The organism is Streptomyces lycii, assembly GCF_009735685.1.
In the GTDB taxonomy this organism is placed as follows: domain Bacteria; phylum Actinomycetota; class Actinomycetes; order Streptomycetales; family Streptomycetaceae; genus Streptomyces; species Streptomyces lycii.
The window spans coordinates 1-4,486 of sequence record NZ_WHPN01000400.1 but is presented as its reverse complement, the minus strand read 5'-3'; the positions used below and the strand labels follow the sequence as shown (position 1 = coordinate 4,486).

Below are 4,486 nucleotides of genomic sequence, written 5' to 3'. Positions count from 1 at the left end.
CCACCACGTCCGCGAAGATCGTGGTGGCGGGCGGCTTCGGCGTGGGCAAGACCACGTTCGTCGGCGCGGTCTCGGAGATCAATCCGCTGCGCACCGAGGCCGTGATGACCTCCGCCTCCGCGGGGATCGACGATCTGAGCCAGGTCCGGGACAAGACCACGACGACCGTGGCCATGGACTTCGGCCGGATCACGCTGGACCAGGACCTGATCCTGTACCTCTTCGGCACCCCCGGCCAGGACCGCTTCTGGTTCATGTGGGACGACCTGGTCAAGGGTGCCATCGGGGCCGTGGTCCTCGTCGACACCCGGCGGCTCGCCGACTGCTTCCCCGCCGTCGACTACTTCGAGAACAGCGGACTGCCCTTCGTCATCGCCCTCAACGGCTTCGACGGACACCAGCCCTACACCCCCGAAGAAGTCCGCGAAGCACTCCAGATCGGCCCCGACGCACCGATCATCACCACCGACGCACGCCACCGCGCCGACGCCAAGAGCGCCCTCATCACCCTCGTGGAACACGCCCTCATGGCCCGGCTCAAGTAACGGGACAGACAGGGAAGTTGGGAACGAGGCGGGCTGTGGTCTTTGACACGGCCCGCCTCAGTGTTCATAACGATTCCGCTGAGATCCGCCTCACCCGGTGAACCCCCTGCGTTCGGACAACTTCACTGCGCTCACGATCAAGCTGCATCTTGATGGGATCTGCACTCTATGCCCGTTTTATCGTGCCCTTATGTCCCTTGGGCCGCAAGGTTCCCGGTGTTTGGAATGCAAGTGCCTGACGTGCTGCAATTCCAAGAACTCCTGAGTAGGAGCGCACCGAGAGATCGACGGCACACGGTAGGTGCCGACGCCGAGAGGTTGTTGGTCGAGTGAGGCGAAGCAAGCCCGGCCCCGCGTCGCAAGAGGCGTCGCGCGGCAACTTCACCCCGCCGCCGCGCACAGCGGCGTCGCCTGCGAATGTGCCCGAACCGTCACCCGCGCCTGCCCCCGGGCGCCCCGGGCGGCTGTCCGTACAGAACTGGCGGGTGCCCGCCAAACTGAACGCCATTCTGCTGATCCCGGTCCTCGTCGGCCTGGTGCTCGGCGGGTTCCAGGTGAACGGGTCGATCAACACCTGGCAGGAGGCCCAGGAGGCCGAGCGCACCGCGCTCCTGGTCCGGGCCGCCACGGACTACGGCAACGCGCTGATCGACGAGCGCGACGTGACCGCCGCACCGCTGCTGGCCGGCGACCGGGACAGCGAGGTCGTCAGCAAGGCCCGCGCGACGAGCGACGCGGCCCGGGAGGACTTCGAGGCCGCCCTCACGGACATGCCCGACAAGCCGGGTCTCCAGCGCCGGCTGGACAAGTACCGCGAGGCCGAGCCGAAGCTCGAGGGACTGCGCGAGAACGCGTACACGGCCCGGCTCCCCGCCGTGGCCACCGAAGAGGGCTACACCCAGGTCCAGCACTTCCTGATGGAGTTCTCCAACGAGCTGGGGCTGGGCACCGGCAACATCACCAGCTACGGCCGGACGGTCTACGCGATCTCGCTGACCAAGGCCGCCCTGTCGCTGGAACGCTCCATCGGCATGCACCTGCTGATCAAGCCCGGCCCGTCGGCGAAGGACCGCAGCGCCCAGCTGACCGCGTTCAACTCCTACGCGTACCTCGAGAACATCGCCCTCGGCGAGTACGTCGGCGGTGGCACCGCGCAGGACCAGCAGAACCTCGAGGAGGCGCTGCGCGCCGCGCAGGCCGAGGGCAAGAAGAAGGTCGCGGCGGCCAAGCAGCAGGCCGAGAAGGCGGGCAAGCCGTTCACGCCGCCGCCCGCCCTCGACAAGATGGTCACCGCGATCGGGGCCAATCGTTCCGCCGAGGAACTCCAGGCCGCGGGCATCACCCCCGAGACGTGGTTCGCCAGCGCCACCGGCAAGTTCGACGCCTACCGCTCCGTCGAGGCCGACCTCGTCAACAACGCCGTGGACGAGGCCAACCGGATCTCCGACGACGCCCGTACGGACGCGATCGTCACGGGCTCCATCGTGGTCGTCGCGCTGCTCGCGGCGTTCATCCTCGCCGGGATGATGGCCCGCTCCATGAGCCGCAGCATGCAGCGGCTGCGCACCGCGGCGTTCGACGTCGCCGAGCAGCGGCTGCCGCGACTGGTCGACCAGCTCTCCCGCACCGACCCGGGCCGTGTCGACACCTCGGTCGAACCCATCCCGATCAACAGCCGGGACGAGATCGGCGAGGTCGCCCGCGCCTTCGACCAGGTGCACCGCGAGGCGGTCCGGCTCGCCGCGGAGCAGGCGCTCCTGCGGGGCAACGTCAACGCGATCTTCACCAACCTCTCCCGCCGGAACCAGGGCCTCATCGAGCGCCAGCTCACCCTGATCACCGACCTGGAGAACAACGAGGCCGACCCGGACCAGCTGGAGAGCCTCTTCCGGATGGACCACCTGGCGACGCGTATGCGCCGCAACGGCGAGAACCTCCTCGTCCTCGCCGGCGAGGAGCCCGGCCGCCGCTGGAACCAGCCGGTGCCGCTCGTCGACGTGCTCCGCGCCGCGGCCTCCGAGGTGGAGAGCTACGAGCGCATCGAGCTGACCGGGGTCCCGGAGACGGACATCCACGGCAACGCGGTGTCCGACCTCGTCCACCTGCTCGCGGAGCTGCTGGAGAACGCCACCAGCTTCTCCTCCCCGCAGACCAAGGTGCGGGTCACGGCGACGCGGCTGCCCGACGGCCGCGTGATGATCGAGATCCACGACAAGGGCATCGGCCTCACCGCCGAGGACTTCGCGGACATCAACCACAAGCTGGCCAACCCGCCGACGGTCGACGCCGCGATCTCCCAGCGCATGGGCCTGTTCGTGGTCGGCCGGCTCGCCGACCGGCACGGCATCCGCGTCCAGCTGCGCCCCTCCGGCGAGCAGGCGGGCACCACCTCGCTGGTCATGCTCCCCGAAGCCATCACGCACGGCGGTGGCGGCGACGAGATGCCCCAGGACGACTTCACGGTCTCCCGGATCGTCCCGGAGCAGCCGCAGCCGTACGACCAGGGCCAGGCGCCGATGCGTACGGCGGCGGAGCTCGGCTTCGACGAGTCCCGCTTCGACCGGATACCGGACGACGCCCGTGAGCTCGACCCGGTCGGCCGCTCCCTGATGCGCGACGAGCTGCGCGCCCAGTTGGAGGCCCAGTCCTCCGAGCGGCAGTACCCGGACCGCACCGGGCAGGGCCGGGACCAGCAGCAGGAGCAGGTCCGGCCGGAGCGGGAAGCGGAATTCCCGCAGGCCGCCTATCCGGAGCAGGCCTACGAGGGCGGCGGGGACCGCCAGGAGGCCGCGTTCCAGGACAACGGCTACCCCGAGGGCGGCTACCGGGACGGTGGCTACCAGGACGGATACCAGACCGGCGGCTACCCGGCGGGCGACTTCCAGAACCAGGGCTACCAGGAGCCGGAGTACCAGCAGAACGGCTATCCGGAAGCCGCGTACGGCGCCCCGGCGGCCCCTGCCGCTCCGGAACAGCAGTCCTACGCTCCGTACGAGTCGCAGGTCCCGCAGGGATCCTGGGGCGGCGCGTTCAGCCGGAACGACCGTCCCGGAACGGATCACAGAGCGGAATCGGAATTCCCGGGCGCTCCCGCGGACGGTCAGGACCGCGTAGGCTTCGACCGTCCGGGCCCGACCTCGAGCAGCACCCATACCGTGACCGGCGCGGGTCTGCCGCGGCGCGAAAAGGCGTGGCAGCAGCCCGAGGAGCCGGAGCAGCCGCAGGAGACCTCCCACGAGGACGGCTCCGACTGGCGTTCGGCGAACGACGAGCGCTGGCACCGCGCCGAGCGGCTCCGGGAGCCCAAGGCCGGCGGAGTGACCTCCTCCGGTCTCCCCCGGCGGGTGCCCAAGGCCAACCTGGTCGAGGGCACCGCAGAGCAGACCCCGCAGGGCGGCCCCTCGGTCTCCCGCGCCCCGGAGGACGTCCGCGGCAGGTTGAGCAACCTGCGGCGCGGCGTCCAGCGGGGCCGCAACGCGGGGACGGACACAGGCCAGCAGGGCTTCGGCCCCGGTGGCAGCAGCACCTACGATCAGGAGCGTTAGTGTGAGCCCGATGAGCCAGGCGGCGCAGAACCTGAACTGGTTGATCACCAACTTCGTGGACAACACCCCCGGGGTGTCCCACACCGTGGTGGTCTCCGCCGACGGACTCCTTCTCGCGATGTCCGAAGGCTTTCCGCGCGACCGAGCCGACCAGCTGGCGGCGGTGGCCTCCGGCCTGACGTCGCTGACGGCCGGCGCCTCCCGCATCTTCGAGGGCGGCTCGGTCAACCAGACCGTCGTGGAGATGGAGCGCGGCTTCCTCTTCATCATGTCCGTCTCCGACGGTTCCTCCCTCGCCGTACTCGCACACCCGGAGTGCGACATCGGCCTGGTCGGATACGAGATGGCCCTACTGGTCGACCGCGCCGGCAGCGTCCTCACCCCGGACCTGCGCGC

Annotated in this window: 3 protein-coding genes; all 3 read left to right on the top strand. The window is 69.9% G+C overall.

Features of this window, described 5'->3' with window-relative positions; all coding sequences use genetic code 11:
- A partial coding sequence (locus tag GCU69_RS27660; RefSeq protein WP_156207494.1) for a GTP-binding protein occupies positions 1-545 on the top strand: 545 nt, incomplete at its 5' end.
- A 329-nt stretch (positions 546-874) separates the two neighbouring features.
- Positions 875-4,090 (top strand): sensor histidine kinase, encoded by a 3,216-nt coding sequence (locus GCU69_RS27655; RefSeq protein WP_156207493.1) that lies wholly within the window; start codon positions 875-877, stop codon positions 4,088-4,090.
- 1 nt (position 4,091) lies between these two features.
- Positions 4,092-4,486: roadblock/LC7 domain-containing protein (locus GCU69_RS27650; protein ID WP_156207492.1), on the top strand; the 395-nt coding region annotated here is incomplete at its 3' end.